This is a genomic window from Caulobacter sp. GW821-FHT12D05 (assembly GCF_058807295.1).
Map to the genome: position 1 here is coordinate 61611 of NZ_JBXAQO010000006.1, position 24546 is coordinate 86156.

Annotated in this window: 21 protein-coding genes; 15 read left to right on the top strand and 6 right to left on the bottom strand. The window is 68.8% G+C overall.

What is annotated here, in order from left to right; translation table 11 throughout:
* Positions 1-30 precede the first annotated feature (30 nt).
* From AC1RRR_RS25185 to dxs, 3 genes are read left to right on the top strand one after another with little or no spacing between them, the layout of a single operon-like run.
* Entirely contained in the window at positions 31-285 is a 255-nt protein-coding gene (locus AC1RRR_RS25185) for an exodeoxyribonuclease VII small subunit (protein WP_291870285.1), read from the top strand.
* A complete protein-coding gene (locus AC1RRR_RS25190; protein WP_492817287.1) occupies positions 285-1187 on the top strand; it encodes a polyprenyl synthetase family protein in 903 nt (300 codons plus the stop codon). The genes AC1RRR_RS25185 and AC1RRR_RS25190 overlap by 1 nt, the downstream gene beginning before the upstream one ends.
* A gap of 17 nt (positions 1188-1204) precedes the next feature.
* A complete protein-coding gene (gene dxs, locus AC1RRR_RS25195; RefSeq protein WP_492817289.1) occupies positions 1205-3127 on the top strand; it encodes a 1-deoxy-D-xylulose-5-phosphate synthase in 1923 nt (640 codons plus the stop codon).
* On the opposite strand, the gene AC1RRR_RS25200 is transcribed toward dxs, so the two are convergent.
* The 5 genes from AC1RRR_RS25200 to flgF all read right to left on the bottom strand — a co-directional run bounded on the left by AC1RRR_RS25200 (position 3124) and on the right by flgF (position 6782).
* The gene (locus tag AC1RRR_RS25200) at positions 3124-3591 is read right to left on the bottom strand and encodes a hypothetical protein (protein ID WP_492817291.1); all 468 of its coding nucleotides are present in this window, start codon (positions 3589-3591) and stop codon (positions 3124-3126) included. The two genes, dxs and AC1RRR_RS25200, sit on opposite strands and share 4 nt — an antisense overlap.
* A 115-nt stretch (positions 3592-3706) precedes the next feature.
* Complete coding sequence (flgH, locus tag AC1RRR_RS25205) at positions 3707-4441, bottom strand: flagellar basal body L-ring protein FlgH (RefSeq protein ID WP_492817293.1); 735 nt, start codon at positions 4439-4441, stop codon at positions 3707-3709.
* A gap of 14 nt (positions 4442-4455) precedes the next feature.
* Positions 4456-5238: a flagellar basal body P-ring formation chaperone FlgA gene (flgA, locus tag AC1RRR_RS25210; RefSeq protein ID WP_492817295.1), complete on the bottom strand. Its 783-nt coding sequence runs from the start codon at positions 5236-5238 to the stop codon at positions 4456-4458.
* 4 nt (positions 5239-5242) lie between these two features.
* Positions 5243-6031: a flagellar basal-body rod protein FlgG gene (gene flgG / locus AC1RRR_RS25215; RefSeq protein ID WP_492817297.1), complete on the bottom strand. Its 789-nt coding sequence runs from the start codon at positions 6029-6031 to the stop codon at positions 5243-5245.
* Between the two features lie 13 nt (positions 6032-6044).
* Positions 6045-6782 (bottom strand): flagellar basal-body rod protein FlgF, encoded by a 738-nt coding sequence (gene flgF, locus AC1RRR_RS25220; RefSeq protein WP_492817299.1) that lies wholly within the window; start codon positions 6780-6782, stop codon positions 6045-6047.
* A 226-nt stretch (positions 6783-7008) separates the two neighbouring features.
* Between flgF and fliL the strand changes: the two genes are divergently transcribed.
* The 9 genes from fliL to glk all read left to right on the top strand — a co-directional run bounded on the left by fliL (position 7009) and on the right by glk (position 18300).
* Positions 7009-7635 carry a flagellar basal body-associated protein FliL gene (fliL, locus tag AC1RRR_RS25225; protein WP_492817301.1) on the top strand — a complete coding sequence of 209 codons (627 nt, stop codon included), beginning with the start codon at positions 7009-7011 and terminating at the stop codon, positions 7633-7635.
* 27 nt (positions 7636-7662) lie between these two features.
* A complete protein-coding gene (gene fliM, locus AC1RRR_RS25230; protein WP_492817303.1) occupies positions 7663-8808 on the top strand; it encodes a flagellar motor switch protein FliM in 1146 nt (381 codons plus the stop codon).
* Positions 8805-9404: a DUF6468 domain-containing protein gene (locus tag AC1RRR_RS25235; RefSeq protein ID WP_492817305.1), complete on the top strand. Its 600-nt coding sequence runs from the start codon at positions 8805-8807 to the stop codon at positions 9402-9404. Before fliM ends, AC1RRR_RS25235 begins: the two co-directional genes overlap by 4 nt.
* Complete coding sequence (locus AC1RRR_RS25240) at positions 9404-10222, top strand: MotE family protein (RefSeq protein ID WP_492817307.1); 819 nt, start codon at positions 9404-9406, stop codon at positions 10220-10222. Before AC1RRR_RS25235 ends, AC1RRR_RS25240 begins: the two co-directional genes overlap by 1 nt.
* 9 nt (positions 10223-10231) lie before the next feature.
* Positions 10232-13093: a tetratricopeptide repeat protein gene (locus AC1RRR_RS25245; RefSeq protein ID WP_492817309.1), complete on the top strand. Its 2862-nt coding sequence runs from the start codon at positions 10232-10234 to the stop codon at positions 13091-13093.
* A gap of 234 nt (positions 13094-13327) precedes the next feature.
* A complete protein-coding gene (gene zwf, locus AC1RRR_RS25250) occupies positions 13328-14791 on the top strand; it encodes a glucose-6-phosphate dehydrogenase (protein WP_492817311.1) in 1464 nt (487 codons plus the stop codon).
* 4 nt (positions 14792-14795) lie between these two features.
* Positions 14796-15482, top strand: a complete 687-nt coding sequence (gene pgl, locus AC1RRR_RS25255; protein WP_492817313.1) for a 6-phosphogluconolactonase — start codon at positions 14796-14798, stop codon at positions 15480-15482.
* Positions 15483-15487: 5 nt separating this feature from the next.
* A complete protein-coding gene (gene edd, locus AC1RRR_RS25260) occupies positions 15488-17290 on the top strand; it encodes a phosphogluconate dehydratase (RefSeq protein ID WP_492817315.1) in 1803 nt (600 codons plus the stop codon).
* A 14-nt stretch (positions 17291-17304) separates the two neighbouring features.
* Positions 17305-18300 carry a glucokinase gene (gene glk, locus AC1RRR_RS25265; RefSeq protein WP_492817317.1) on the top strand — a complete coding sequence of 332 codons (996 nt, stop codon included), beginning with the start codon at positions 17305-17307 and terminating at the stop codon, positions 18298-18300.
* Here the strand turns inward: glk and AC1RRR_RS25270 are convergent.
* Complete coding sequence (locus tag AC1RRR_RS25270) at positions 18297-19073, bottom strand: hypothetical protein (RefSeq protein WP_492817319.1); 777 nt, start codon at positions 19071-19073, stop codon at positions 18297-18299. The two genes, glk and AC1RRR_RS25270, sit on opposite strands and share 4 nt — an antisense overlap.
* 158 nt (positions 19074-19231) lie before the next feature.
* Between AC1RRR_RS25270 and AC1RRR_RS25275 the strand changes: the two genes are divergently transcribed.
* From AC1RRR_RS25275 to pyk, 3 genes are all read left to right on the top strand, one after another.
* Complete coding sequence (locus AC1RRR_RS25275; RefSeq protein ID WP_492817321.1) at positions 19232-20248, top strand: LacI family DNA-binding transcriptional regulator; 1017 nt, start codon at positions 19232-19234, stop codon at positions 20246-20248.
* Positions 20249-20569: 321 nt separating this feature from the next.
* A complete protein-coding gene (locus AC1RRR_RS25280) occupies positions 20570-23053 on the top strand; it encodes a glycoside hydrolase family 3 protein (RefSeq protein ID WP_492817323.1) in 2484 nt (827 codons plus the stop codon).
* A gap of 22 nt (positions 23054-23075) precedes the next feature.
* Positions 23076-24506 (top strand): pyruvate kinase, encoded by a 1431-nt coding sequence (pyk, locus tag AC1RRR_RS25285; RefSeq protein ID WP_492817325.1) that lies wholly within the window; start codon positions 23076-23078, stop codon positions 24504-24506.
* Positions 24507-24546: the final 40 nt, after the last annotated feature.

A 24546-nucleotide genomic window follows, 5' to 3' on the forward strand; every position in this document is an offset into this window, starting at 1 on the left:
AGGCTGACGCCTGTTCACCTGAGAGTTGAAATGACCGACGCCGTTAACGCCCCCGCAGACATCTCCGCCCTGAGCTTCGAGGAAGCCCTGGCGCAGCTGGAGCGGATCGTGGCCGAACTGGAGTCGGGCCAGGCGCCGCTGGAGCGTTCGATCGACATCTACGAACGCGGCGCGGCCCTGAAGGCCCACTGCGAGAAGAAGCTGGAGGCCGCGCGCCTCAAGGTCGAGAAGATCGTCCTGGGTCAGGGCGGCGCCGTTTCGGCCGAAGCGGCTGAGTTCAACTGATGGCGGCCCCGCGTCCGGAAAACGATCTGGCCAGGCGGATCGTCCAGGCGGCCGACATCGTCACCGTGGCGCTGGACGAACTGCTGCCGCGCGCCGAAGGCCCTGAGACCCGCCTGACCGAGGCCATGCGCTACGCGGCGCTGGGGCCGGGCAAGCGCCTGCGCCCGTTCTTCGCGCTCGAGACCGGCAAGATGTTCGATCTGCCCGAGCGGCCGGTGCTGCGCGCGGCCTGCGCGCTGGAGTGCATCCACGCCTACAGCCTGGTCCACGACGACCTGCCGGCCATGGACGACGACGACGTCCGCCGCGGCCGTCCGACCGTGCACAAGCAGTATGACGAGGCCACCGCCATCCTCGCGGGCGACGCCCTGCAGACGGCGGCCTTCGAGATCATGGCCCACCCCGACACCCACGACGACGGCCATGTCCGCTCGGAGCTGGTGCGCAAGCTGGCCATCGCCTCGGGCGCGCGCGGCATGGCCGGCGGCCAGATGATCGACATTCTTGGGGTCCGCGACGACCTGGGCGCGGTGGCGCGCATGCAGCGCCTGAAGACCGGCGCTCTGATCGCCTTCGCCTTCGAGATCCCGCTGATCATCGCCCGCGCCAAGGACGCCGAGCGCGCCGCCCTGATGGCCTTCGCCCAGGATCTGGGCCTGGCCTACCAGATCGTCGACGACATCCTGGACGCCGAGGGTGATCCCGAGACCATGGGCAAGGCCACGGGCGGCAAGGACGCCGCCATGGGCAAGGCCAACTACGTCACCCTGCTGGGGCTGGACGCGGCGAAAGAGCGCGTGGCGCTTCTTGCCGACCAGACCCGTTCCCATCTCGAAATCTTTGGCGAACGAGCCGAACATCTGCGCGAAAGCGTTGATTTCGTGCTGGACCGCCGCAACTGACCGCGCTTTTGTCAAACATGTCTTCCAAAACGCCACTGCTCGACTCGATTGCTTCGCCGGCCGACACGCGCGGGCTCTCCGTACCCGAGCTGAAACAGCTCGCGGCCGAGGTCCGGGCCGAGATGATCGACGCGGTGTCGGTGACGGGCGGACACCTGGGCGCGGGCCTGGGCGTGGTCGAGATGACCGTGGCCCTGCATCACGTGTTCGAGACGCCCAAGGACATCGTCATCTGGGACGTCGGCCACCAGGCCTATCCGCACAAGATCCTCACCGGCCGCCGTGATCGCATCAAGACGCTGCGCCAGGGCGGTGGTCTGTCGGGCTTCACCAAGCGGGCCGAGAGCGAATACGACCCGTTCGGCGCGGCCCACGCCTCGACCTCGATCTCGGCCGCGCTGGGCTTCTGCGCCGCGCGCGACGCCAAGGGTGAAGACAACAGCGTCATCGCCGTGATCGGCGACGGCTCGCTGGGCGCGGGCATGGCCTATGAGGCGATGAACGCGGCCACCGACACCACCAAGCGCCTGATCGTCATCCTCAACGACAACGACATGTCGATCGCCCCGCCGGTGGGCGGCATGAGCGCCTATCTCGCCAACCTGGTCTCGGGCGGCGCCTACCGCTCGGTGCGCAAGCTGGGCAAGACCGTCGTCGAAAAGCTGCCGACCCCGATGCGCGAAGCCGCTCGCAAGGCGGAAGAATATGCCCGGGGCATGGTCACCGGCGGCACCTTCTTCGAGGAGCTGGGCTTCCACTATGTCGGCCCGATCGACGGCCACGACATGGACGCCCTGGTCAGCGTGCTCAAGAACGTCAAGGCCTTCGGCGACAAGCCGGTGCTGGTCCACTGCGTCACGCAAAAAGGGAAGGGCTACGCCCCGGCCGAGGGCGCGGCCGACAAGCTGCACGCCGTGGCCAAGTTCGACGTGGTCACCGGCCAGCAGCAGAAGGCGGCCGCCGGCCCGCCCAGCTACACCAAGGTTTTCGCCCAGGAACTGATCAAGCAGGCGGAGAAGGACGACAAGATCGTCGCCATCACCGCCGCCATGCCGTCCGGCACGGGCCTGGACCTGTTCGGCAAGGCGTTCCCGCAGCGCACCTTCGACGTCGGCATCGCCGAGCAGCATGCGGTGACCTTCGCCGCCGGCCTCGCCGCCGACGGCATGAAGCCGTTCACGGCCATCTATTCGACCTTCCTGCAGCGCGGCTATGACCAGGTGGTGCACGACGTGGCCATCCAGGGCCTGCCGGTGCGCTTCGCCATGGACCGCGCCGGTCTGGTCGGCGCCGACGGCCCGACTCACGCCGGCAGCTTCGACATCGGCTTCATGGGCGCTCTGCCCGGCATGGTGCTGATGGCCGCCGCCGACGAGGTCGAGCTGGCCCGCATGGTCGCCACCGCCGCCGCCATCGACGACCGCCCTTCGGCTTTCCGCTATCCGCGCGGCGAGGGCCTGGGCCTGGAAATGCCGGCGCAAGTCGACCCGCTGGAGATCGGCAAGGGCCGCATCGTCCGCGAGGGGACCAGCGTCGCCATCGTCTCGTTCGGCACGCGCCTGGCCGAGAGCCTGAAGGCCGCTGATCTGCTGGCCGCGCGTGGCCTCTCGGCCACGGTCTGCGACGCCCGCTTCGCCAAGCCGCTGGACATCGACCTGCTGCTGCGCCTGGCGCGCGAGCACGAGGCGCTGATCACGGTGGAAGAGGGGGCCATGGGCGGCTTCGGCGGTTTCGTGCTGCAGGCCCTGGCCGAGCACGGCGCCTTCGATCGCGGCCTGAAGGTCCGCACCCTGTGCCTGCCCGACGTCTTCCAGGACCAGGACAAGCCCGACGCCATGTACGCCCAAGCCGGCCTCGACGCCGACGGCATCCTGCGCGGCGCGTTGTCGGCCCTGGGCATGGACAATGTCAGCGCGGCGGGAGCTGGCCGCAGGGCTTAGGCCTCGCAGGCCTTGAAGAACGCCTTCACGTGACCCTGGTCGGCAGAACCTGCCGCCAGGTTGTGGCGCTCGCCTTTGGTGAGCAGGGCCAGATCGCCTGATTTCCTGAAACCCGCCAGAGCCGGGGCGCTGGCCTTGCCGCGCGCTTCCAGCAGGCCGCCGTCGCCCATGGCGTTGTCGACCTTGGCGGCGGCGAAGCGGCTTTCCGTGCGGCCGGAGGCCAGGACGATCTCGCCGCCCGACAGGCCGACGGCCGAGACGTCCACCTGGTCCTGGCCGGGCCGGCAGCTGATCATCAGCACCACGTCATCGCTGTTCGGGCGGCCATAGGCCAGGCGCGGCGCTTCCTGCTGGGCTTCCAGATAGGCCCAGCGATAACCGTTCACGGCGACCTTCTCGTGCGCGCAGCCGGCCAGGCCTGCGGTCAGCATTGCGAGAGCGGCGAGGGCGATACGGGACGCCATGGGAAGGTCCTCCTCGCTCGATCAACGCAGCGGGGACCTGAATGGCTCCTGAAACGAAATCGGGCGCGGAGGCTCAAAGCCGCCGCGCCCGTTCAGGCGTTACGCTGCGTCTCGCTTAGAAGGGCGAGAACTTCTCGACCAGCGACTGGCCGGCCGGGGTCTTCTGCACGCGGCTGATGTCGCCGCGGCCGCCGTAGCTGATGCGGGCTTCGGCGATCTGCGTGTGCTTGATGGTGTTGGCCGAGGAGATGTCCTCGGGGCGCACGATGCCGGCCACGGTCAGCTGGCGCAGCTCGGCGTTGGTGCGGACTTCCTGGGTGCCCTGGATGACCATGTTGCCGTTCGGCAGGACCTGGCTGACCACGGCGGCGATCGTCAGGCTGATCTTTTCCGAGCGCTGGACGCTGCCGGCGCCGGCATTGGTGGTGGCCGAGTTGGTGTTCAGGGCGTTGGCCGGGTCGAAGCCGCCCGGCAGCACCTTGCCCAGGCTCGATTCCAGGCCCAGCAGGTTGGGGATGCCGGCCTTCATGTTCGAGGTGCGCGAGGACGCGGTCTGGTTCTTGGTGCTGGCGCTGTCGTCGATGTCGATCATCACGGTCAGGATGTCGCCGACGCGGCTGGCGCGCTGGTCGTTGAAGAAGGCGCGGGCGCCGACGCGCCATAGCGAGTTGGCCGAGGCGGCTTGCGGCGAGGGCTCGCGGGCCGAGACATATTGCTGCTGCATCGGGGCCAGTTCGGCCGGGTAGCCGACGGGAGCCAGGTTCGGGCCCTTCACGGCTTCTTGGACGGTGGAGCAGGCAGCCAGCGGGGCCAGCAGGACGGCGGCGGCGATGATGACGGGGCGACGCATGGGTGAGCTACCTCTTAGCGAGCGGCGAAACGGACGGGTTGCGAACGGGCTTGCAAGCTCCGGGCCTGCGGACCCACGGCGGCGCTACCGGGACCGGTGGCGACAGCCTGAATGACCTTCTTGGAGAGCGTGTTCTGGACGGCGAAGACGTCGCCCGTGGCGGCGGCGGCCATCGCTTTGCCTTGAAGCGAAAGGGAAATTCCGCCTTCGTCATAGGTGATGGTGACCAGGTCGCCGCTCTTGATGACCTGGGCTGCGGCAACATCGCGCAGGGAGACCGCGGTGCCTTCACGCAGGGGGCGCTTGGCCGCCAGGCCGATGACGGCGTCGGAGTCGCGCGGGGCGTCGACCGGGGCGCCGGCCATCTTCACGTAGATCAGGTCCTGCGGCTGGACGATTTCGCCGGCCATCATGCTGCGGGCATAGGCAAGAACTTCCACATTGCCGCGCGCGGCCGAGGCCGAAGCGCCGCCAGCGCCCGCCGAGACGCCGCCGTTGTCGAGGCCTTCGCGGACGATGATGCGGCGGATGCCGTTGCTGTTGGTCCAGTCGAAGCCGGCGCGGCGGGCCGAGACCTGCACCTGGCCGGCGTCGAGCACGGCGGTGGAGCCCATGCGGGCGGCGACGACCATGTTGGCGGCCGGGCCGGACACGCCGTCGAACAGGTCGCCCAGGGTGATGCGGCCGTCGGCGTCGGTGGTGTCCATGCGCAAGGACACCGGCGTGCCGGCGAAGGCGGGGGCGCCCAGCAGGGTGATGACCAGCGTGGCGGCGGCGGCGAAGAGGAGGGTCTTCATGAGCTTACGACCGCAGCTGCGAGGTGGCTTGGAGCATCTGGTCGGCCGTGGTGATCACCTTCGAGTTCATCTCGTAGGCGCGCTGGGCCGTGATCAGCGAGGTGATTTCGGTCACCGCGTCGACGTTCGAGGCTTCGGTGTAGTGCTGCATCAGCATGCCGAAGCCCGGTTCGCCGGGGGCGGCGAGGGTGGCCGCGCCCGAGGCGGAGGTTTCCAGCAGCAGGTTGTCGCCGATCTGCTCCAGGCCGCCTTCGTTCATGAAGTTGGCGAGCTGGATCTGGCCGATGGTCTGCGGCTGGGTCTGGCCGTCCAGCTTCACCTGCACCAGGCCGGTCTTGCCGATGATGATGTCGGTGGCGTTCTGCGGGACCGTGATGCCCGGCTGGACGGTGTAGCCGTCCTCGGTGACGATCTGGCCCTGGTCGTTGGTCGAGAAGTTGCCGGCGCGGGTATAGGCCGTCTCGCCCGACGGCATCAGGATCGGCAGGTAGCCCTTGCCCTGGATGGCGATGTCCAGCGGGTTGTCGGTCAGGGTCGGGGTGCCTTGCTCGGTGATGCGATAGACCGAGCCGGCCTTGACGCCGCCGCCGACCTGCACGCCGGTCGGGACGATGTTGCCGTTGCTGGACGACTGCGAACCGGCGCGTTCCACCTGCTGATACAGCAGGTCCTGGAACTCGGCCCGTTGGCGCTTGAAGCCCACGGTGTTCATGTTCGCGATGTTGTGCGAGATGACTTCGACGTTCAGCTGTTGCGCTGACATGCCCGAAGCGGCGGTGCGGAGAGCTTGCATCGGCTAGCGTCCCTTAATTGACTTTGCCCAGCCGATCGACGGCGGTGCGGGAGAGTTCGGCGGTGTTGTCCATCATCTTGGCGACGCTCTCGTAAGCGCGCTGGATCTCGATCAGCTTGGTGATCTCGATGACTGGCTGGACGTTCGAGGATTCCAGCATGCCCTGGTGGACGCGGGCGTCAGGGGCGGCTGCCAGGGTGGTGTTGGCGGTGTTGCGGTAGAGGTTGTCGCCGTCCTTGGCCATCGAGGCCAGGTCGTCGGGGCGGACCACGGCCAGGCGGCCGACGCGGACCGCGCCTTGCGAAACCGTGCCGTCCTTGCCGATCGCGACCGGGCCCAGCGTCGGGTCGATCGTCAGCGGACCGCCGCCGTCGTCCATGACCAGGGCGCCTTCCTGGGTGACCAGCTGGCCTTCCGGGTTGGTGGTGAAGCGGCCGTCGCGGGTGTAGCGGTCGGCGCCGCCCGCCTGGACGTGGAAGAAACCGTTGCCCTCGATCGCCAGGTCCAAGTCGCCGCCCGTCTTGGTCATGGCGCCTTGTGTGAAGTCGCGGGCCACGCCGGTGTCCAGCACGAACTTGACCGTGGCCTTGCCGTCCAGGGTCTTGGCCGGCTTGCCTTGTTCGGTGGCGACCATCAGGTCTTCGGTCTTGAAGCCCGTGGTGTTGGCGTTGGCGATGTTGTTGGCCACGATGTCGAGCTGGCGGCGCAGCGTCATCTGACGCGACAGGCCGACATAAAGCGCGTTGTCCATGGCGAGTTAACTCGGGCGGCTGGCGCGACAAATGCGCCGCATCCCCAGAAGCAACCTTCGTGCCAGCTCTAAAACGCGTTATAAATCAACAAATAGGAAGGTTAACGCTGGGGTGTTGGGAGGAGTCTGCCGGGCAGATTCAGCCTGCGACAGAATGGCCGCCAAAACACATCGTTAACCATGTCCCCCGCATGTGTACGGGCATAGATTCCAAGGAACCGCGCGCGTGGCCAAGAAACCGGAAAAGGAAGCTCCCGCTCCCGAAGGGGAAGAGGGCGTCGAGGGCGAAGCCCCGGCGAAAAAGAAGCCGCCAATCCTGATCATCGCGATCGCCGCGGGCGTCCTCGTCCTGGGCGGCGGCGGCGCTGCGGCCTTCTTCCTGATGAAGCCCAAGCCGGAGGCCGCCGCTGAAGGCGAGCACGGCAAGGAAAAGAAAGAGAAGAAGGAAAAGAAGGAAGAGAAGGGCGGTCACGGCGAGAAGAAGGAAGGCGAGGGCGGCGCTGCCGCTGCTGGCGGTCCGGCGCCCGTGATCAAGGAAGGCCCCGACGGCGTGGTCTTCTACACGCTGCCCGACATCGTCGTGAACATGCAGACGGCCGACGGCAAGTCGACCTTCCTGAAGCTGAAGCTGACCTTCGAGCTGCCCGACGAGGACACGGCCGAGGCGCTGACGCCGAATCTGCCCAGGCTGCAGGACATGTTCCAGACCTTCCTGCGCGAGCTGCGCCCCGAGGACCTGAATGGTTCGCAGGGCACTTTCCAACTGCGGGTCGAACTGCTGCGCCGGGTGAACCTGGTCGCCGCGCCGGCCAAGGTGAATGCGGTCCTCATCGAGGAGATGCTGATCAACTAAGCCTTCGGGCTGGTTGGGCGAACAAACATGGCGGACGAACTGGACGATCAGGCCGCGATGGCCCAATGGGCCTCGCAGAACCCCCCCGGGGCCTTCGACGGCGGCGGCGACGCTGGCGGCGGCGGCAACGAGTTCGGCGACTTCTCCGGCGGCATGGGCGGCTGGGATGACGGCGGCGGCGAGGCTGGCTCCGAGCGCATCCTGAACCAGGACGAGATCGACAGCCTGCTGGGCTTCGATCTCTCCGGCGACGGCGGCGAAGACCGAACGGGCATCCGCGCCATCATCAACTCGGCGCTGGTCTCGTACGAGCGCCTGCCGATGCTGGAAATCGTCTTCGACCGCCTGGTGCGGTTGATGACGACGTCCCTGCGGAACTTCACGTCGGACAACGTCGAAGTCAGCCTCGACAACATCAGCTCGATCCGCTTTGGCGACTATCTGAACTCGATCCCGCTGCCGGCCATCCTGGCCGTGTTCCGGGCCGAGGAGCTGGACAACTACGGCCTGCTGACGGTCGACTCCAACCTGATCTACTCGATCGTCGACGTGCTGCTGGGCGGCCGTCGCGGTACGGCCGCGATGCGCATCGAGGGCCGTCCCTACACCACGATCGAACGCGTGCTGGTGCAGCGGATGATCGAGGTGGTGCTGCAGGACCTGAAGAGCGCCTTCGAGCCCCTGCATCCGGTCGGTTTCTCGCTGGACCGCCTGGAAACCAACCCGCGCTTCGCCGCCATCGCCCGTCCGGCCAACGCCGCGATCCTGGTGAAGCTGCGCATCGACATGGAAGACCGCGGCGGCCGCATCGAGCTCTTGCTGCCCTACGCCACGCTGGAACCCATCCGGAAGATGCTGCTGCAGCAGTTCATGGGTGAGAAGTTCGGCCGCGACAACATCTGGGAAGGCCACTTGGCCACCGAGCTGTGGACCACCCAGACCGAGGTTCGCGCCGTGCTGGACGAGCAGCAGGTGCCGCTGTCGCGCGTGCTGAACATGCAGGTCGGCGACACGCTGATGCTGAACGCCACGCCCGAGAGCCTGGTCGAGCTGCGCGCCGGGACCATCCGGCTGACGCGCGGCCGCATGGGCCGTCGCAACCACTCGATCGCCATCCGGGCCGAGGCGCCGCTGACGCCCGCCGCCAAGAAGGCCGTGCAGAAGCTGAAATGAGCCTGATCGCCTTCGCCATGAACGGGTTCCTGGCGGTGCTGCTGATCGCGGCGCTGGTCTTCGGCTGGCGTCTCGAGCGTCGCCTGAAGGCCCTGCGCGACAGCCACGAGGGCTTCGCCAAGGCGGTGACCGAGCTGGACCAGGCCGCGGCCCGCGCCGAGCAGGGCCTGGCCGACCTGCGCGCGGCCACCGACGAGGCGGCCGAGACCCTGGCGGTGCGCATCGAGCGCGCCCAGGCCCTGGCGGCCCAGCTGGAAGAGCGGACCAGCCGTCCGCTGCCGGCCTCGACGCCCGCGCGTCCGGAACGCCCCCAGCGCCTGGATGAGCGTCCGGTCAGCGAAGAGCGCTTCGAGCGTCCGGCGTTGACCCGCCGCGAGCCGGAAGCCCCCCCTCAGGCGGAACGCCGGCTGAAGGCTGAAGATTTCGAGCGCCTGCTGGACCGGGAAGACCGTCTCCCGCCGGCCACTCGCCCCAACCTGGGAGGCCCCAGCGCCTCTCGCGAAACCCCGCGTTCACGGGCGCGGATCGATGATGACCTCTTCGACGGACCGACCGATGGCTCGCGTCCCGGAAGCAACCCCAGAGCGCCCCGCTGATGAAGAACGTTCCTCGCATCCTCCCCCTGGTCGGCGTCGCCGTCGGCGGCGTCCTGGCGATCAACGCCATGGCCGGCGCCAAGTCGCTGCCCGACCTGCTGGGTGGGGCCAAGGCTTTTGCTGAAGGCGTCGCCAAGCCGGATGGCAAGAAGGACGCCGCTAAGGGCGGTGAAGAGGCCGCTTCGGCCGAGGGCGCTGGCCAGCCGGCCGCCGCCAACGCCCCGCCGCCCCGCGTCTGCGCCCCGTCGGCCGACGCCCTGGCCAAGGAAGCCGGCCTCTCGCCCGCCGAACTTCGCGTGCTGCAAAGCCTGGGCGCCCGTCGCGGTCAGCTGGACCAGCGCGAGCAGGACATCGACGTCCAGCTGCAGCTGCTGGCCGCCGCCGAGGCCAAGCTGGACGCCAAGATGAAGTCCCTGACGGGCCTGAAGGGCGACATCCAGGGCCTGCTGGGCCAGGTCGACAACCAGAAGCAGGCCGAGGTCGATCGCCTGGTCACCGTCTATCAGGGCATGAAGCCCAAGGACGCCGCCGCCCGCATCACCCTGCTGTCGGACGAGGTTCGCCTGCCGATCGCCGCCAAGATGAAGGAACGGGCTCTGTCGCAGATCCTGGCCAACATGGCGCCGGGCGAAGCCAAGATCCTGACCGAGCGCCTGGCCTCGCGCATGGCCAACCCGGCCGTCGAGAAGGGCAAGGCCGCGATCGCCGACAATGCTGCGGCCGCTCCTGGCGCTGCTGCTCCCACGCAGCAGGCCGATGCCGGCCTGGCCGGCGCCGCGGCGCCTAAGGCCAAGTCGGCGCCCAAAAAAGCCGGCTAAGGGAGGCCCATGACCCTTCGTCAGCTCCTGCGCTCCAGCGTCGCCGCCGCGGTCATCGCGGGCACGCTGGCGCCGTCCGGCTACGCCGCGCCGCCGCCCCCCGCGGCGCGCGGCTCGCTGGACGTGCGCGTGGCGCAGGCGGCTGACTTCTCGCGGGTCGAATTCCACTGGGCCAGCGGCGCGAAGATGGTCTCGCACCGCGAGGGCCAGACGCTGGTCATGCGGTTCAGCCGCGACGCCAATCCCGATCTCTCCAGCCTGAAGATCGCGCCGCCGCGCTGGGTGAAGAACTCCGAAGCCCGCCACGTCAACGGCGTGCTCGAGATCGTGCTGACCCTGACCGACGACGCCGACGCGCGTCTGGGCAACGCCGACGGGGTCGACTTCGTCAACATCTTCGCCCGTCCGGGCGCGCCGCCGGCCAGCCAGACGAGCGCCCAGGCCGCAGCGCCGATCGGCCGTCCCAACCCGATGCCCGCCGGCGGCGTGGTCAAGGTCGAGTTCGAGCGCCAGGACCAGCAGGTCACGCTCAGCTTCAACTGGGCCGCCCCGGCCGGGGCCGCCGTGTTCCGGCGCGGCGAAGCGGTCTGGATCGTGTTCGATACGCCCGCGCGCCTGGACACCTCCAAGCTGCCGTCGTCCAGCGTCGGCTATTCCAAGTTCCAGGTCTTCAAGGGCGCCGACTACAGCGCCCTGCGCATCGTCACCCAGGCCGGCAAGCCCTATGTGGCCGAAGGGCAGGGTGGTCTGTGGAAGATCAGCCTGGGCCCCGGCTCGCAGGAAAGCCCCGACATCATCAAGGTCGCGCGCGACGAGAGCGTGCACCCGGCGACCCTGTCGGCCAGCGTCTCGGGCGTGACCAAGGCGGTCTGGGTCGCCGACCCCGCCGTCGGCGACAAGATGATCGTTGCCCCCGCCCTGGCCCCGTCCAAGGGCCTGCCGTCGCGTCGCGAATATGTCGAGATGGCGCTGCTGCAATCGGTGCAGGGTCTGGCCATCGAGACCTACGCCGCCGACCTGCTGGTGCAGGCTGACGGCGACCTGCTGCGCATCGGCCGGCCCAAGGGCCTGATCCTGTCGCCGATCTCGGCCAACACCCCGCCGGAAGAGGCCGCCGCCGGCGCGCCGCAGCCGATGTCGATGCCGGCCCTGATCGACCTGGACAACTGGCCCAAGACCGGTTCGGGCGGTTTCCTGACCCGCTACAACGCCCTGCAAGGCGCCATTCCCGCCGCGCCGGAAGGCGACGGCAAGGACAGCGACACCGGCGCCCGCATGGCCCTGGCCCGCTTCCTGGTCGGCTCGCAGATGTCGTTCGAGGCCATCGGCGTGCTGAACGCCGCGGGCCGCAAGCACCAGACCCTGCTGGGTGACGCGGAGTTCCGCGGCCTGCGCGGCGTGGCCAAGGTGATGGCCGGCCGCCTGACCGAGGCCGACGCCGACTTCTCCTCGCCGGTGCTCAGCGACGATCCGTCCAGCGCCCTGTGGCGCGGCTATATCTCGACCAAGCAGGGCCAGTGGGCCGACGCGCGCGCCAAGTTCGCAGGCGGCGGCCGAGCCCTGGACCTGTTCCCGCCGATCTGGCGCGCGCGCTTCCTGCACGCCCAGGCCCAGGCGGCGCTGGGCGTCGGCGACCTGACCGGCGCGATGCAGCTGGTGACCAAGGCCCTGGCCGTGCCCAAGGTGCCGGTGCCCGACCAGCTGGACATCCGCCTGACCCAGGCCCGCATCTTCGAAGCCAAGGGCGAGAAGGTCCGCGCCCGCCGCATGTTCGAAGCCATCGCGAAGGCGCCGATCGACCGGCTGGCGACGCCGGCCATCCTGCACGCGACCCAGCTGGGCTACGCCAAGGGCCAGATCACCGCCCAGAAGACCGCCGAGACCCTGAACCAGCTGCGCTATCGCTGGCGCGGCGACGGCGTCGAACTGGAAGTCATCCGGGCGCTGGGCAAGCTCTATATCGACCAAGGCCGCTATCGCGAGGCGCTGGAAGTGCTGCGCTCGGCCGGTCGCCAGTTGCCCGACCGTCCCGAGGCGGTGGCGCTGCAGAACGACCTGTCGAACACCTTCCGGCAGCTGTTCCTGCAAGGCCTGGCCGACGGCATGCAGCCGGTGCAGGCCGTGGGCCTGTTCTATGACTTCCAGGACCTGACCCCGATCGGCGCCGACGGAGACCAGATGGTCCGCAACCTGGTGCGCCGCCTGGTCGATGTCGACCTGCTGGACGACGCCGCCAAGCTGCTCAAGTACCAGGTCGACAACCGCCTGAACGGCGTGCCCAAGGCCCAGGTCGCCACCGACCTGGCCTGGATCTACCTGATGAACAAGAAGCCGGAAGACGCGCTGGAGACCATCAACGCGACCCGGACCACCATCCTGCCGCCGGCCCTGAACGTCGAGCGTCGCCTGGCTACCGCCCGCGCCCTGATGAGCCTGGGGCGTTACGACGACGCCCTGGAGCTGATCGAGAAGGACAACAGCCGCGACGGCCAGGAAATCCGCGCCGAGATCGCCTGGAAGCAGCACGCCTGGCCGCTGGCCGGGGCGATGTACGAACGCTCGCTGGGCGACCGCTTCAAGACCACCGGACCGCTCAGCCCCGGCGACGAGGCCCGCCTGCTGCGCACGGCCGTCGCCTACAGCCTGGCCGACGACGACAAGTCCCTGGCCCGCCTGCGTCAGCGCTGGTCCGGTTTCGTCGACAGCGCCGGCAATCCCGACGGTCTGCGTGTGGCCCTGCAGGGCATGAGCGTCGAATCGCTGTCGGCCTCGGACTTCAGCCGCGTCACCGCCGACAACGAGGCCTTCAACGGCTGGATCGGCCGGATGAAGGACCGATTCCGCACCGGGAAGCCCGCCGGGGCCCGATAGGGCAGGGCGTTTCGCTCAAGCGCTAAATTCGCTGAACTTCGAGGCATGACCCGCCTCTGAGCGCGCCTGCGTCACCGAAAATTCACCCGGCAAAACCCGATTGGTCTTATGGCGGGCTCTAGACGTTTAGCCTAGTTAGAGCCCGCTCACCGTCCCATATGACGGGAGGAGCGTCGAGCGCTTGCCTTTCTGCCGCAGGCATGTCATGACAACGTTGTCATAGGGTGGACGACATTGGTTAAGAAGAAAGAAGACGGCGAGAATGGCCGCGAGGTCCTTGTGCTGCTGGGCGGCGCGGGGGATCTGGCTCTGCGAATGCTTTTGCCTTCGCTCTACTTCCTGGAACTTGATCGACTGCTGCCGCACGACTTGCGGATCATCGGCGTTGCTCGCGCGGATCATGACGCCGCCAGCTACAAGGCCTTGGTTCGTGAGCAGCTGGGCAAGCGCGCGACGGTGGAGGAGGCGGCCTGGAACCGCCTGGCCGCCCGCCTGGACTACGTGCCCGCCAACATCACCAGCGAGGACGACACTAAGAAGCTGGCCGAGCGCATCGGCGCCCACGGCGACCTGGTGATCTTCTTCTCGCTGTCGCCCAGCCTGTACGGCCCGGCCTGCCAGGCGCTGCAAGCCGCCGGCCTGACCGGTCCCAAGGCGCGCCTGATCCTGGAAAAGCCGCTGGGTCGCGACCTGGAGAGCTCCAAGGCCACGAACGCCGCCGTCGCCGCCGTGGTCGACGAAAGCCAGGTCTTCCGGATCGACCACTATCTGGGCAAGGAAACGGTCCAGAACCTGACCGCCCTGCGCTTCGCCAACGTGCTGTTCGAGCCCCTGTGGGACCGCAACACGATCGACCACGTGCAGATCACCATCGCCGAGACCGAGAAGGTCGGCGACCGCTGGCCCTATTATGACGAGTACGGCGCGCTGCGGGACATGGTGCAGAACCATATGCTGCAGCTGCTGTGCCTGGTCGCCATGGAGGCGCCGTCGGGCTTCGACCCCGACGCGGTCCGCGACGAGAAGGTCAAGGTGCTGCGGTCCTTGCGCCCCTTCACCAAGGAGAGCGTGGCCCACGACACCGTGCGCGGCCAGTACGTGGCCGGCGTGGTCGAGGGCTCGGCCCGCGCGGGTTATGTCGAGGAAGTTGGCAAGCCCACCAAGACCGAGACCTTCGTGGCCATGAAGGTGGCGATCGACAACTGGCGCTGGGACGGCGTGCCGTTCTTCCTGCGCACCGGCAAGAACCTGCCGGACCGCCGCACCCAGATCGTCGTCCAGTTCAAGCCGCTGCCGCATAACATCTTCGGCAAGGGCACCGACACCGACCTGTGCGCCAACCGCCTGGTCATCGACCTGCAGCCGGACGAGAACATCGTCCTGACGCTGATGAACAAGCGTCCGGGTCTGTCGGAAGAGGGCATGCGCCTGCAATCGCTGCCGCTGTCGCTGTCGTTCAGCCAGAGCGGCGGCCGTCGCCGGATCGCCTACGAGAAGCTGTTCCTGGACGCCTTCCGCGGCGACCGCACGCTGTTCGTGCGCCGTGACGAGGTCGAGCAGGCCTGGAAGTTCATCGACGCCGTCTCGGCCGCCTGGGCCGAAGCCGGGGTCGAGCCGGCCCACTACGCGGCCGGCACCTGGGGGCCGCAGTCGGCGCAGGGGCTGATCTCGCCCGGCGGCCGGTCCTGGAAGGCTTAAGGTCATGGCCAAGTTCGAAACCTTCGGTTCGCGCGAAGACCTCTATGACGCCGCCGCCTCGATCCTGGTCGGGGCGCTGACCACGGCGGTCGCCACCCACGGCAAGGCGGGCTTTGCCGCCACCGGCGGCACGACGCCGGCCCCTGTCTATGACCGCATGGCCGGCATGACCGCGCCCTGGGACAAGATCACGGTCACCCTGACCGACGAGCGCTTCGTCCCGCCGTCCGATCCGGGCAGCAACGAAGGCCTGGTCCGTCGTCACCTGCTGACGGGCGAGGCCGCGAAGGCTGAGTTCGCGCCGCTGTTCTTCGAGGGCGTCAGCCACGAAGAGAGTGCCCTGAAGGCGCAGGAGGGCGTCGACGCCGCCGCGCCGTTCGGCGTGGTGCTGCTGGGCGTGGGCGCTGACGGCCACTTCGCCTCGCTGTTCCCGGGCAATCCGGTGCTGGCGCGCGGGCTGGACCTGCACTCCGAGCGCTCGGTCCTGGCCGTGCCGGCCGGCGACCCGGCCCCGGACATCCAGCGCCTGAGCCTGACCCTGGCCGCCCTGACCCGCACCGATTTGATCGTGCTGCTGGTGACCGGTGCGGCCAAGAAAGCGTTGTTGGAAGGCGACGTCGATCCGGCCCTGCCGGTCGCCGCCATCCTGAAGCAGGACCGCGCCAAGGTCCGCATCCTCTGGGCGGAGTAAGCGTCATGAACCCGGTCATCGCCGAAGTCACCGCGCGCATCATCGAGCGCAGCAAGGACAGCCGCGCGGCGTACCTCGCCAACATGCAGCACGCGATCGACAGCCAGCCGGGCCGGGCCAAGCTGTCCTGCGCCAACTGGGCTCACGCCTTCGCCGCCTCGCCGGGCGTCGACAAGGTGCGCGCGCTGGACCCGAACGCGCCGAACATCGGCATCGTCTCGGCCTATAACGACATGCTGTCGGCCCACCAGCCGCTGGAAGAGTATCCGGCGCTGATCAAGGTCGCCGCGCGTGAAGTGGGCGCGACCGCCCAGTTCGCCGGCGGCGTGCCGGCCATGTGCGATGGCGTCACCCAGGGCCGTCCGGGCATGGAGCTGTCGCTGTTCTCGCGCGACGTCATCGCCATGGCCACGGCCGTCGCCCTGACCCACGACGCCTTCGACTCGGCCCTGTACCTGGGCGTCTGCGACAAGATCGTCCCGGGCCTGGTCATGGGCGCCCTGACCTTCAGCCACCTGCCGGCCCTGTTCGTGCCCGCCGGCCCGATGACCTCGGGCCTGCCCAACAGCGAGAAGGCCCGCATCCGCGCCCTCTACGCCGAGGGCAAGGTCGGCCGCGCCGAGCTGCTGGAAGCCGAGCAGGCCAGCTATCACGGCCCCGGCACCTGCACCTTCTACGGCACGGCCAACACCAACCAGATGCTGATGGAGCTGATGGGCTTCCATCTGCCCGGCTCGGCCTTCGTCCACCCCAACACGCCGCTGCGTGAAGCCCTGGTCAAGGAAGCCGCGCGCCGCGCCGCCGCCGTGACCAACAAAGGCAACGAGTTCATCCCGGTCGGCCGGATGATCGACGAGAAGTCGATCGTCAACGGCGTGGTCGGCCTGATGGCCACCGGCGGCTCGACCAACCTCGCTTTGCACATCATCGCCATGGCGCATGCGGGCGGCATCCAGCTGACGCTGGAGGACCTGGACGACATCTCCAAGGCCACGCCCTTGCTGGCCCGCGTCTATCCGAACGGCTCGGCCGACGTGAACCACTTCCAGGCCGCCGGCGGCATGGCGTTCGTGATCCGCGAGCTGCTCAAGGCCGGCCTGGTGCACGAAGACGTCCAGACCATCGCCGGTCCGGGCCTGTCGCTGTACGCCCAGGAGCCGCACCTCGAGGACGGCGTCCTGACCTGGCGCGAGGGTGCGGCAGAGAGCCTGGACACGGCCATCGTGCGTCCGGTCTCCGACCCGTTCAGCAAGGAGGGCGGCCTGCGTCTGATGGCCGGCAACCTCGGTCGTGGTGTCATGAAGATCTCGGCCGTGAAGCCCGAGCACCACGTGATCGAAGCCCCGTGCGCCGTGTTCCAGGAGCAGGAAGACTTCATCGCCGCCTTCAAGCGCGGCGAGCTGGATCGCGACGTGGTCGTCGTGGTCCGCTTCCAAGGGCCGTCGGCCAACGGCATGCCGGAACTGCACAACCTGTCGCCGTCGATCTCGGTGCTGCTGGACCGCGGCTACAAGGTCGCCCTGGTCACCGACGGCCGCATGTCGGGCGCGTCGGGCAAGACGCCCGCCGCCATCCACGTGACGCCGGAAGCCGCCAAGGGCGGGCCTCTGGCCTATGTCCAGGACGGCGACGTGATCAGCGTCAATGCCGAGACCGGCGAATTGAAGATCCTGGTGGACGAGGCCGTTCTGCGCGCTCGCACGCCGGCGAACGTCCCGGCGTCCAAGCCGGGCTTTGGTAGGGAACTGTTTGGATGGATGCGCAGCGGGGTCGGCGCGGCCGACGCCGGCGCCTCCGTCTTTGCTTGAGGAAGCGCTAGGTTATGGACGGCAATCACAGCCCGGGTCTGGGTCTCGTCGGCGATATCGGCGGCACGAACGCCCGCTTCGCCCTGGTCGAATTCGACGGTCAGGACCCGCGCCTGATCGAGCCCACGACCTATAAGGGCGAGGACTACGGCACGGCCGAGAGCGCCATCGAGGCCTATCTGCAGAAGGTCGGCGTCCGCCATCCCGACCAGGCGGTGGTGGCCGTGGCCGGTCCGATCGAGCACGGCTCGGTCCACATGACCAACCTGGACTGGCGGATTTCGGAGGACAGCCTGCGTCGCGCCGGCGGCTTCCGGAACGCCAAGCTGATCAACGACTTCACCGCCCAGGCCCTGGCCGCGCCGCGCCTGGGTCCCAAGGACCTGCGCCAGATCGGCCATCTGCCGACCTCTGGCGAAGGGGATCTCGCGATCCTCGGCCCCGGCACCGGCTTCGGCGTCGCCGGCCTGGTGCGTCGTCATGGGCAAGAGATCCCGCTGGCCACCGAGGGCGGCCACGTCGCCTTCGCGCCGCTGGACGAGGTCGAGATCGAGGTGCTGCGCGCCCTGACCAAGCAACTGGACGGCGGCCGCGTCTCGGTCGAGCGCATCCTGTCGGGTCCCGGCATGGAAGACCTGCACGTCGCGCTCGCCGCCGCTGAAGGCCGCAAGGTCGAGACCCTGACCGCCAAGCAGATCACCGAACGCGCGACCGAAGGCTGCGCCGACAGTCTGGCCACGGTGAACCGTTTCTGCGCGGTGCTGGGCTCGACGGCCGGCGACATCGCCCTGACCCTGGGCGCGCGCGGCGGCGTGTTCATCGCCGGCGGCATCGCGCCCCGCATCATCGATATCCTGGAAAAGAGCCCGTTCCGCGCGCGCTTCGAAGAGAAGGGCCGCCTGTCGGGCTTCACCCAGGCGATCCCGACCCACGTCATCCTGCACCCGCACACGGCGCTGATCGGCGCCGCGGTGGCCCTGACGCCCGAGGGCCGGGCGGCCGTCTCCTAGGTCAACGGCGCCTTCAGCAGCGCCGCCTTCCGCCGCGCCAGCAGCTGGCCGCACTGGGCGGCGCTGGGCGGCGTCGTCTTGGCGGCCTCGCGTCCCTTGGCGATCCTGGCGTCGAGCCAGGCCTGGATCGTGTCGTTGATGTCGGGCGAGAAACGGCTCGGATCCCGCAGCTCCGCCAGATAGGCGCGACCCTGGGCGCGGCTGACCCGCGCCTCACACGTGCCGACCGCCTCGGCCAAGTCGCCGCCCGCCAGCACGTACGGCGACTGCCAGCCGGCCCGGCCGTAGGGCGTGAGCTCGCTGTCGACATAGCGCAGCGACAGGGTGCTGATCGCGCCCGCCGGCGATTTCATCAGCACGCTGCCCACGGGATCGTCGACCGCGCGGCGGCAGCGGAAGGACAGTCCGTCGGCGAACTCGCGCAGGGCCCTGTCGCCGCCGGGATCCTTCAGATTGGCCTGGACGCGGTCGCGCGCGGCTTGCGTTTCGGCGGTCTCGCGCGCCTTGGACGCCGCCACCACGGCCTGCGCCTCCTGCGGGCTGGCCCCGATACGCTCGGCGATCTTGGCGATCTCGCGCGAGAAGGCCTGCCCGTCGCGATCGGTCTGGGTGTAGCCGAGGGCCTCGCAGAAGGGCGCGGCGGCGGCGAAGCGCCCCAGGACGTCCAGTCGTCCCATCGTCTGGGGCGTGATGGACGACTGGGCCGCCGCCAGGGACGGGGCCGCCAGGGAGGCTCCGACGACCACAGCCGTCATCAGGTCGCGTGGTTTCATGGGTGGCAGCCCCTCCGTCGCGCGTGATGGACGCGGCGGCGCGATAGCAGGGCGACCGTGGGGCGGTTTTAGGGCGTGTCAGAGGGGGCTCGCCATGACAGCCTTGTCATGGCTAAGTAGCCGCCATAACGCACGAATCGGGGCGGCGAGGGACGGAATTGAGCGCCAAGATCACGATCCACGACGTGGCCCGCGAGAGCGGGGTCTCGATCAAGACGGTGTCGCGGGTGCTGAACCGTGAGCCCAACGTCAAGGCCGACACCCGCGACCGGGTGCAGGCCGCCGTGGCCGCGCTGAACTATCGTCCCAACATCTCGGCTCGCAGCCTGGCGGGCTCCAAGGCCTATCTGATCGGCGTCTTCTTCGACAACCCCAGCCCCGGCTACGTCACCGACGTGCAGCTGGGCGCCATCGCGCGGTGCCGGCAGGAGGGTTTCCACCTGATCGTCGAGCCGATCGACTCGACCGGCGATGTCGAGGACCAGGTCGCCCCGATGCTGGCGACCCTGCGCATGGACGGGGTGATCCTGACCCCGCCGCTGAGCGACCACCCGGTGGTGCTGGCCGCTCTGGAGCGGGAAGGCGTGGCCTATGTCCGCATCGCGCCGGGCGGCGACATCGACCGCGCCCCGTGGGTCAGCATGGACGACCGCCTGGCCGCCTATGAGATGACCAAGCACCTGATCGAGCTGGGCCATACCGACATCGGCTTCATCATCGGCCACCCCGACCACGGGGCCTCGCACCAGCGGCACCAGGGCTTCATCGACGCCATGCGCGACGCGGGCCTGCCGATCCGCGACGACCGGGTGGAGCAGGGCTGGTTCTCGTTCCGCTCGGGCTTCGACGCGGCCGAGAAGCTGCTGGGCGGCGCCGATCGCCCGACCGCCATCTTCGCCTCGAACGACGACATGGCGCTGGGCGTCATGGCCGTGGCCAACCGCATGCGCCTGGACCTGCCGGCCCAGCTGTCGGTGGCCGGCTTCGACGACACGCCGGGCGCCAAGATCACCTGGCCGCAACTCACCACCGTCCGCCAGCCCATCCACGCCATGGCCGGCGCGGCCGCTGACATGCTGATGCACGGCGTCGAGCGGGAGGAGGGCGCGCCGCCGCCGTCGCGCCTTCTGGACTTCGAGTTGGTGGTTCGGGAATCCACGGGTCCAATCTCTTAAGAGGGGGCCGCGTCAGACGCACTTCAGGGATGTAATCGATGTTACCGCAATCATATTGTCCTTGACAGCGCTGTCCGATCGACGTGAGATCGGAGTGATCAAGACGGTCGCCCACGGTAAGGCGGCGTCAGGAGGAAACGCCATGACCTCGCCTGACCGGACCAGCGTCCGTCGCGCCATCCTGTGCGCACGATCACTCCCCTCCAAGCGGCCCTGAACCGCTTCTCTTTCGCTCGGCGCGGTTATCCCGCAAGCGCCGCGTCGAGCGCTTTTCGAGTTCACATGGTCCGCCAGGGGGGCGGGCGTATCCTGGGAAACACCATGTCCGCATACGGCCGTCTCGCCGCCGCCTCGGCGCTGACCCTGATCCTCGCCGCAGGTCTGGCGGGTGTCGCCTCGGCCCAGGCCAACACACAGGTTTCTGGCGCCGCCACGGCCCATCCGGAGATGTGGCCCAAGGCCGCCAGCCCCGCCGCGATCACTGACGCCAAGACCGAGGCCTTCATCACCAAGCTGATGGGCCAGATGACCGTCGAGGAGAAGGTCGCCCAGACCATCCAGGCCGACGGCGCCTCGATCACGCCGGAGGAGCTCAAGACATACCGCCTGGGCTCGGTGCTGGTCGGCGGCAACAGCGCCCCGGACGGCAACGACCGCGCCACGCCCCAGCGCTGGGTCGAGTGGATCCGCGCCTTCCGCGCCGCGGCGCTGGAGCCGCGCGGCGGCCACCAGGAGATCCCGATCATGTTCGGCGTCGACGCCGTGCACGGCCACAACAACGTCGTGGGCGCGACGATCTTCCCGCACAATATCGGCCTGGGCGCGGCGCGCGATCCCGACCTGATCCGCCGCATCGGCGAGGCGACGGCCGAGGAGATGGTCGCCACCGGCGCCGACTGGACCTTCGGCCCCACCGTGGCCGTGCCCCGCGACGAGCGCTGGGGCCGCGCCTACGAGGGCTATGCCGAGGATCCGGAGGTGGTGAAGAGCTATGCCGGCCCGATGACCCTGGGCCTGCAAGGGCCGCTGGTCGCCGGCAAGCCGCTAGGCGCGGCCCACGTGGCCGGCTCGGCCAAGCACTTCCTGGCCGATGGCGGCACGGAAGGCGGCAAGGACCAGGGCGACGCCCAGATCTCCGAGGCCGATCTGGTCCGCCTGCACGCGGCCGGTTATCCGCCCGCCATCGACGCCGGCATCCTGTCGGTGATGGTCTCGTTCTCCAGCTGGCACGGGGTCAAGCACACCGGCAACAAGAGCCTGGTGACCGACGTGCTGAAGGGCCGTCTGGGCTTCCAGGGCTTCGTCGTCGGCGACTGGAACGCCCACGGCCAGGTCGAGGGCTGCACCAACACCAACTGCGCCCAGGCCTATATCGCGGGCATGGACATGATCATGGCCCCCGACAGCTGGAAGGGCCTGTATGACAACACCCTGGCCCAGGTGAAATCCGGCCAGATCCCCATAGCCCGCATCGACGACGCCGTGCGCCGCATCCTGCGGGTCAAGGTCAAGTCGGGCCTGTTCGAGAACAAGCGCCCGCTGGAAGCCAAGTACGAGCTCTTGGGCTCGCCCGCTCACCGCGCCGTGGCCCGCGAGGCGGTCCGCAAGTCGCTGGTGCTGCTGAAGAACGACGGCGTGCTGCCGCTGAAGAGCTCGGCCCATGTGCTGGTGGCTGGCGACGGGGCCGACGACATCGGCAAGGCGGCCGGCGGCTGGACCCTGACCTGGCAAGGCACGGGCAACAAGAACAGCGACTTCCCGCACGGCCAGTCGATCTATGGCGGCATCGCGCAGGCGGTGAAGGCCGGCGGCGGCAGCGCCGAGCTGTCGACCTCGGGTGACTTCAAGCAGAAGCCCGACGTGGCCATCGTGGTGTTCGGCGAGAACCCCTATGCCGAGTTCCAGGGCGACGTCGCCAGCACCGAGTACCAACCGGGGGACAAGACCGATCTCGCCTTGCTCAAGAAGCTGAAGGCCGCCGGCATCCCGGTGGTGTCGGTGTTCCTGAGCGGCCGGCCGATGTGGACCAATCCCGAGATCAACGCCTCGGACGCCTTCGTGGCGGCCTGGCTGCCGGGCTCGGAAGGCGGCGGCGTGGCCGACGTGCTGGTCGGTGATGCGGCCGGCAAGGCGCGCAACGACTTCACGGGCAAGCTGTCGTTCAGCTGGCCCAAGCGCGCCGACCAGGAGCCGATCAATGTCGGCGACGTGGGCTACGATCCGCTGTTCGCCTATGGCTATGGCCTGAGCTACGCCAAGCCCGGCAAGGTGGCGGCTCTGTCGGAGAACCCGGGCGCCACCTCGGCCGCCGTCAATGCCGACCGCTACTTTGTCGCTGGCCACGTTCCCGCGCCTTGGACCTTGAACGTGGGCGGGGCCATCTCACTGAAAACAGTCGACGCGGGCGCTCAAGAAAACGCACGCCAGGCAACCTGGAGCGGCGAGGGGGATGGGACCGTTACCATCGCTGGCCCGCCTGTGGATCTGTCACGCCAGACCACCGGCGACATGGCGATTTCGATCCGCTACAGGGTGGATGCGTCCCCAGGGAAACCGGTTTCCTTAGGGATCGCCTGTGGCGAATCCTGCGGGGCGACGGTAGACGTAACGTCAACGTTGTCAGGTGCGAAACTCGGCGAATGGCGTACGGCCAAGATCAAACTTTCCTGCTTCAAGGCCAAGGGCGCGGACGTGACGCATGTTTCGTCCCCGTTCTCGCTGTCCACCGCCGGACGCATGACTCTGTCATTCACCGAAATCAGACTGGCCTCCAACGAGGGCGACGCCTTCTGTCCGCCAAGCTGACCCAAAAAGAAGGAGCGACGGCATGATCCGCGCCCGTCGCTCTCGCATCGTCGCCACGATTGGCCCCGCGTCGAGCTCGCCCGAAATGATCGTCACCCTGGCCAAGGCCGGGGCTGACGTCTTCCGCCTGAACTTCAGCCACGGGGCGCACGAGACCCACGCGGCCGTCTATGCGGCGATCCGCGAGGCCGAGAAGACCGTGGGGAGGCCGCTGGGCATCCTGGCCGACCTGCAGGGTCCCAAGCTGCGCGTCGGCAAGTTCGCCAACGGTCCGGTGATGCTGAAGCCCGGCCAGGCCTTCCGCTTCGACAACGACCCGACCCCGGGCGACGAGACGCGGGTCCACCTGCCGCACCCCGAGATCCTGACCGCCATGCGGCCGGGCGCCACGCTGCTGCTGGACGACGGCAAGCTGCGCATGGTCGTGACCGACGCCGGTCCGGGCTATGCCAACACCACCGTCTCGAACGGCGGCAAGCTGTCGGAGCGCAAGGGCGTGGCGGTGCCGGACGTCGTCATCCCGATGTCGCCCCTGACGCCGAAGGACCGCGAGGACCTGGCCTTCGCCCTGCGCCTGGGCGTCGACTGGATCGCCCTGTCGTTCGTGCAGGCGCCGGAAGACATGGCCGAGCTGCGCCGCATCGTCGAAGGCCGCGCCGCCGTGCTGGCCAAGATCGAAAAGCCCCAGGCCCTGAAGGTGCTGGGCCCGATCATGGACCTCTGCGACGGCGTCATGGTCGCCCGTGGCGACCTGGGCGTCGAAATGGCTCCGGAAGAAGTGCCGGTGGCCCAGAAGGAAATCCTGCGGGAGGCGCGCGCGCGCGGCATCCCGGTGATCGTCGCGACCCAGATGCTGGAGTCGATGATCAGCTCGCCGACCCCGACCCGCGCCGAGGCCTCGGACGTCGCCAACGCCGTCTATGAAGGCGCGGACGCGGTGATGCTGTCGGCCGAGTCCGCCGCCGGCGAATATCCCGAAGAGTCGGTGTCGATGATGAACCGCATCATCGAGCGCGTCGAACGCGACCCGCGCTGGCCCGAACTGATGCAGGCCGAGCAAAAGCACGACGACGACGACGCCGACGTGCTGGTGGTCGCCGCCGCCGGCGCCGCCAAGTCGGGCTCGACCAAGTGCCTGGTGGCCTTCACCACCACGGGCGCGACCGCCCGCCGCCTGTCGCGCGAACGCCCGCTGCAGCCGGTTCTGGCCCTGTCGCCGGACATCAACGCCGTGCGCCGCATGGCCCTGTGCTGGGGCATCGAGCCGCGCGTCAGCGCTCAGCCGGACAGCCTTGAGGTCGTCACGACGGACGCCTCGAGCAAGGCCTTGGAGCTGGGTCTCGTGGCGCCGGGCGAACGCCTGCTGGTCGTCGCGGGCACGCCGTTCGGCGCCCCGGGCGCGGCGAACCTGCTGCGGTTGGCGCATGCGCCTGCGCCGGCGCGTCGGCGATAACCAACTGAAAGCGGAGATCCCGGGCCAAGGCCCGGGATTT

Excerpts from the sequence above, each read along its gene's own strand:
- flgA (WP_492817295.1), bottom strand. The coding sequence starts at position 5,238 with ATGAAGACCCTCCTCTTCGCCGCCGCCGCCACGCTGGTCATCACCCTG.
- AC1RRR_RS25235 (WP_492817305.1), top strand. The coding sequence starts at position 8,805 with ATGAGCCTGATCGCCTTCGCCATGAACGGGTTCCTGGCGGTGCTGCTG.
- pyk (WP_492817325.1), top strand. The coding sequence starts at position 23,076 with ATGATCCGCGCCCGTCGCTCTCGCATCGTCGCCACGATTGGCCCCGCG.
- flgF (WP_492817299.1), bottom strand. The coding sequence starts at position 6,782 with ATGGACAACGCGCTTTATGTCGGCCTGTCGCGTCAGATGACGCTGCGC.
- AC1RRR_RS25185 (WP_291870285.1), top strand. The coding sequence starts at position 31 with ATGACCGACGCCGTTAACGCCCCCGCAGACATCTCCGCCCTGAGCTTC.
- fliM (WP_492817303.1), top strand. The coding sequence starts at position 7,663 with ATGGCGGACGAACTGGACGATCAGGCCGCGATGGCCCAATGGGCCTCG.
- pgl (WP_492817313.1), top strand. The coding sequence starts at position 14,796 with ATGGCCAAGTTCGAAACCTTCGGTTCGCGCGAAGACCTCTATGACGCC.
- AC1RRR_RS25270 (WP_492817319.1), bottom strand. The coding sequence starts at position 19,073 with ATGAAACCACGCGACCTGATGACGGCTGTGGTCGTCGGAGCCTCCCTG.
- AC1RRR_RS25190 (WP_492817287.1), top strand. The coding sequence starts at position 285 with ATGGCGGCCCCGCGTCCGGAAAACGATCTGGCCAGGCGGATCGTCCAG.
- edd (WP_492817315.1), top strand. The coding sequence starts at position 15,488 with ATGAACCCGGTCATCGCCGAAGTCACCGCGCGCATCATCGAGCGCAGC.
- AC1RRR_RS25240 (WP_492817307.1), top strand. The coding sequence starts at position 9,404 with ATGAAGAACGTTCCTCGCATCCTCCCCCTGGTCGGCGTCGCCGTCGGC.
- AC1RRR_RS25200 (WP_492817291.1), bottom strand. The coding sequence starts at position 3,591 with ATGGCGTCCCGTATCGCCCTCGCCGCTCTCGCAATGCTGACCGCAGGC.
- AC1RRR_RS25245 (WP_492817309.1), top strand. The coding sequence starts at position 10,232 with ATGACCCTTCGTCAGCTCCTGCGCTCCAGCGTCGCCGCCGCGGTCATC.
- AC1RRR_RS25280 (WP_492817323.1), top strand. The coding sequence starts at position 20,570 with ATGTCCGCATACGGCCGTCTCGCCGCCGCCTCGGCGCTGACCCTGATC.
- flgH (WP_492817293.1), bottom strand. The coding sequence starts at position 4,441 with ATGCGTCGCCCCGTCATCATCGCCGCCGCCGTCCTGCTGGCCCCGCTG.
- glk (WP_492817317.1), top strand. The coding sequence starts at position 17,305 with ATGGACGGCAATCACAGCCCGGGTCTGGGTCTCGTCGGCGATATCGGC.
- dxs (WP_492817289.1), top strand. The coding sequence starts at position 1,205 with ATGTCTTCCAAAACGCCACTGCTCGACTCGATTGCTTCGCCGGCCGAC.
- flgG (WP_492817297.1), bottom strand. The coding sequence starts at position 6,031 with ATGCAAGCTCTCCGCACCGCCGCTTCGGGCATGTCAGCGCAACAGCTG.